This is a genomic window from Amycolatopsis dongchuanensis, assembly GCF_039542405.1.
Taxonomy (GTDB): Bacteria; Actinomycetota; Actinomycetes; order Mycobacteriales; family Pseudonocardiaceae; genus Amycolatopsis_E; species Amycolatopsis_E sacchari.
Genome location: NZ_BAABIB010000053.1, coordinates 1 through 4,551 on the forward strand (window position 1 = coordinate 1; position 4,551 = coordinate 4,551).

1 protein-coding gene and 1 pseudogene are annotated in these 4,551 nt (G+C 69.3%); one reads left to right on the plus strand and one right to left on the minus strand.

Annotated features, from left to right (window positions below; translation table 11 throughout):
- Nucleotides 1-350 precede the first annotated feature (350 nt).
- Nucleotides 351-1,778: pseudogene (locus ABFX51_RS10990) on the minus strand (neutral zinc metallopeptidase); the annotation flags it as partial.
- 52 nt (nucleotides 1,779-1,830) lie between these two features.
- Here ABFX51_RS10990 and glgP point away from each other — a divergent pair.
- Nucleotides 1,831-4,362 carry an alpha-glucan family phosphorylase gene (glgP, locus tag ABFX51_RS10995; protein WP_346053660.1) on the plus strand — a complete coding sequence of 844 codons (2,532 nt, stop codon included), beginning with the start codon at nucleotides 1,831-1,833 and terminating at the stop codon, nucleotides 4,360-4,362.
- The last annotated feature ends 189 nt before the right edge of the window (nucleotides 4,363-4,551 follow it).

The window sequence follows — 4,551 nt, forward strand, 5'->3', positions numbered from 1 at the left end:
ACCACGCATCCGACTCCTCACCCAAACCGCCTAACTTAGCGGTATTGCCCGCCGGCGAGGCATTCTTTTGATCTTTTGATCTTTTGGTCCTGTTCGCCGCTGGGCGCGTGAGTGGCGGGGTCTCCCGGGCGTGACCGCCCTGCCTGAGCGGCCCCACCCCCGCCCCGATCTTTGAGTGTTCACGGCCGATCCGTCGCGTCAAGAGCGCCTTCGGCGTCCCTTCGGGATGGGCTTCGCCCACTCTTGACCCGGCGGATCGGCCGTAAGTGCGGCTGGGGATCGGGGCGGGGGTGGGTGTGGGCGGTGTGGCCGCTCGCGTTCGCGTTGCACGGTGGCGGTGTGTGGGCTGGTTACCCGTAGTTCTTGCTGCAGGGGCTGGAGCCTTGTAGGTATCCGGTGCGCATCGCTTCGACTCTGGTGAAGCCCGCGTCCACGCGCTTGCCGTTGACGTCCGCCGCTACGAGGCTGTCGGGGCGGAGCAGGTCCGAGATGGCCTCGTCCAGGTCTCCTGCGGACAGGCGCAGTGCGGTGTCGGCCAGTTTGTTCGTCGCTGCGGCCCAGGCGCCTACCAGGCATGCCGTCCGGAGGCCCGCGTTCGCGTTGTCCAGTGATGCGCCGACGCCCTTTTGGATCGCCAGTGCGTAGCGGGACGCGATTTCCGAGAACGCCGCGAAGTCACCGTGCCCGCCTGTGGTCGCGCCCTGCCACTCGGCGTCCTGGTCGACCGGTTTGCCCAGTTCGGCCAGTGCGGGCAGGTCGATGTTGACCGTGTTGTCCGCGGGGCAGTACGACGCGGGCGGGGTCGCCGGGCCACTGCCGCACGTACCGCCGCCCTTCACGATCCGCGGCTTCGGGGCGTTGGCGCCGGAGAACGCCGCGTCGAGGCTCTGCTTCAGGTAGTCGACGGTCGTGTCGTTGATCGGCAGTGTGCCCTCGTTGCGGTCGGCCTGGTCGAACGGGCGCTCGGTCAGCCGGGGTTGCAGGGTCGCCATGTCGATTTTCGCGCAGTCCTGCGGCCCGTGCTCGAAACCCAGCTGGAACGCGAAGATCCGGTCGAACGCCGTGCCGTGCGCCTGGTTGTCCGTCGCCGCCGTGCCCGCGCTGTCCCGCACCAGGAACAGCGACGACAGCGCCGCGTTCAGCCCCTCCGCCGTCGACACCCGGAAGTACTCGCTCTTGCCCTCGGCCACCCACCGGTAGTAGCTGCCCGCGAAGCAGTCGGCCTGCTGCTCCTTGACGATCGTCGGCGTGCTGCGGTTGATCCCGGCCTTGTCCTGGAGCCGGTACTGCACGGCGTGCCCGAACTCGTGGGCCAGCACCGTCACCACCGACAGCGGCCCGAACTGCCGGATCATCGTCGGCAGCAGCACCCCGCGGTCCCACGCGATCGAGTCGTCCTGCCCGCAGTAGAAGGCGTTGACGTTCCTCTTCGTGTTGCCGCACCCGTTGGACCGGTTCTCGCCGTTCGACTCGTACGACAGCAGCGACTTCACCGGCTCGAACTTGATCCCGAAGTCGTCGGGCAGCCTGCCGCTCCAGTACTCCTCGACGTCGGCGATCGTCGCCGTGGCGAGCCGGTCGGCTTCGTCGTCGCTGACGTTCTCCACGTCCAGGCTCGGTTTGGGGGCGTCCGTGCGCAGCCCGCTCTCGAAGTGGGTGACCGGCAGCCCGGCGACGGAGTTCGCCCCCGTGCCCCCGCTTTCACCGCCGCAGGCCGTGAGGCTCATCACCAGCAACCCCGCGACGGCGAAGATCAGACCCCCTGCGCGCATGCCACCCGCTCCCTGATCGGCTTCGGAGACGCGAGGCTAACCGATATCGTCAGTCGTCATGAAAGCAATCCGTCGGTTCACCGTGCGCGCGAGCCTGCCGGAACCGCTGGCGGGCCTGCGGGCGCTGGCGACCAACCTGCGCTGGACCTGGCACCCACCGACCCGCGACCTGTTCGCGTCGATGGACGACGAGCTGTTCCGCCGCGTCCGCGACCCGCTGCGGATGCTGCTGGCCGTCCCGTCCGCGCGCCTGGAGGAGCTCGCCGCCGACGAGGACTTCCTGGCCAGGGCACGCGCCGCCACGGAGGACCTGGAGCGCTACCTCACCGAGGAGCGCTGGTACCAGGAGCAGCACGGCGCCGACGGAGCGCCCAGGGCCATCGCCTACTTCTGCATGGAGTTCGGCGTGCACGAGGCCCTGCCCAACTACTCGGGCGGCCTCGGCGTGCTCGCCGGTGACCACCTCAAGGCCGCGTCCGACCTGGGCGTGCCGATGATCGGCGTCGGCCCGCTGTACCGGGCGGGCTACTTCCGGCAGGGCCTGTCGCTGGACGGCTGGCAGCTGGAGCACTACCCGGTCATCGACCCGAACGCGCTGCCGCTGGAACTGCTCACCGACGAGGACGACAAGCCGGTGCTGGTGCACGTCGCCATGCCCGGCGGGCGTGACCTGTACGCGCAGGTGTGGCAGGCCAACGTCGGCCGCGTGCCGCTGTTGCTGCTGGACACCGACGTCGACGAGAACGACGAGGACCTGCGCCGCGTCACCGACCGCCTCTACGGCGGCGACGCCGACCACCGCATCCGCCAGGAGATCCTCGCCGGGATCGGCGGCATGCGCGCCGTGCGGCGGTACTGCGAGCTGACCGGGCACCCGCAGCCGGAGGTGTTCCACACCAACGAGGGGCACGCGGGCTTCCTCGGCCTGGAACGGGCGCGCGAGCTGATCTCCGAGCACGGCCTCGGGTTCGACGAGGTGCTCTCCGCGGTGCGCGCGGGCACGGTGTTCACCACGCACACGCCCGTCCCGGCCGGCATCGACCGGTTCCCGGTGGACCTCGTGCAGCACTACTTCGGTGACGGCCGGCTGCTGCCGGGCATCGAGACGCGGCGCGTGCTGGCGCTCGGGGCCGAGGACAACCCGGGCATGTTCAACATGGCGCACATGGGCCTGCGGCTGGCGCAGCGCGCGAACGGCGTGTCACAGCTGCACGGCCGGGTGTCCCGCGCGATGTTCTCCCGGCTGTGGAACGGTTTCGACGAGGACGAGGTGCCGATCACGTCCGTCACGAACGGCGTGCACGGCCCGACGTGGGTCGCCCGTGAGCTGACCGCGCTGCTCGGCGGCAAGCACAAGGAATGGGGACACCGCGGGCAGTTGCCGAGCCAGCAGGGCGTCAGCGACGAGGAACTGTGGGCCCTGCGGCGGGATCTGCGGCAGAAGCTGGTGACCGAGGTGCGGCGGCGCGTCCGCGAGTCGTGGTTGCAGCGGGGTGCTTCGGCGCTGGAGCTGGGCTGGATCAACACGGTGTTCGACCCGGACGTGCTGACGGTCGGCTTCGCCCGCCGCGTACCGACGTACAAGCGGCTGACGTTGATGCTGCGTGATCCCGAGCGTCTGAAAGCCTTGCTGCTGGACGAAGACCGGCCGATCCAGATCGTCGTGGCCGGGAAGTCGCACCCGGCGGACGAGGGTGGCAAGCAGCTGATCCAGCAGATCGTGCGCTTCGTGGACGATCCGGATGTGCGGCGCCGCATGGTGTTCCTGCCGGACTACGACATGTCGATGGCGCGCTACCTCTACCGCGGCTGCGACGTGTGGCTGAACAACCCGACGCGCCCGCTGGAGGCGTGTGGCACTTCGGGCATGAAGTCGGCGCTCAACGGCGGTCTCAACCTGTCCATTCGCGACGGTTGGTGGGACGAGTGCTACGACGGCAGCAACGGCTGGGCGATCCCGACGGCGGACGGCATCCGCGACCCGCTGCGCCGGGACGAGCTGGAGTCCGCCGCGTTGTACGACCTGCTGGGGCAGCAGGTGGCGCCGTTGTTCTACGACCGCAACGGTGACGGCGTGCCGCAGGGCTGGATGTCGATGGTGTGGCACACGCTCGACACGCTCGGCCCGCGCGTGCAGGCGTCGCGGATGGTGCGCGAATACGTGGAAACGTGTTACCGCCCCGCGGCCGCCACGGTAGCCGCGGCTGCCCGCAACAACTACGAGGGCGCCCGGTCGCTGTCGGAGTACCGCAAGCGGATCGACCTGCTGTGGCCGCAGGTGAAGATCTTCGACACGGACCTGACGGCCGAGGAACTGGTGGTGGGCAGGGAAGTCCGCGTGCAGGCGCGGATCGACCTCGCAGGCCTGGAACTGTTCGAAGTGGACGTGCAGGCAGTGGTGGGCACAGTCGGCGATTCGGACGAACTGACGGACCCGATGACGGTTCCGATGGCGCAGGAAGGGATCGGCCTCTTCGCGGCCACCCTGCGCCTACCCCACGCGGGATCGCTCGGCTACACGGTCAGGGTCGTGCCTAAACACGAACTACTGGCCACACCGGCGGAACTGGGAAAGGTGGTCCTGGCCTGAGAAGGAACCCGGCAACGCGAAGCGAGCAGGGGCCCACCGCCCGCACCCCTACCCCCGGCGATCCCCAGCTGCCTTAGCGGTTGGCTCGCCGGGTCAAGGGTGGGCGGAGCCCATCGCGAAGCGACGCCGAAGGAAGCTTCTATGTCAAGTGGTGGTGGTCGGTGTGGAGTGCGTGGTAGAGGACGTCGG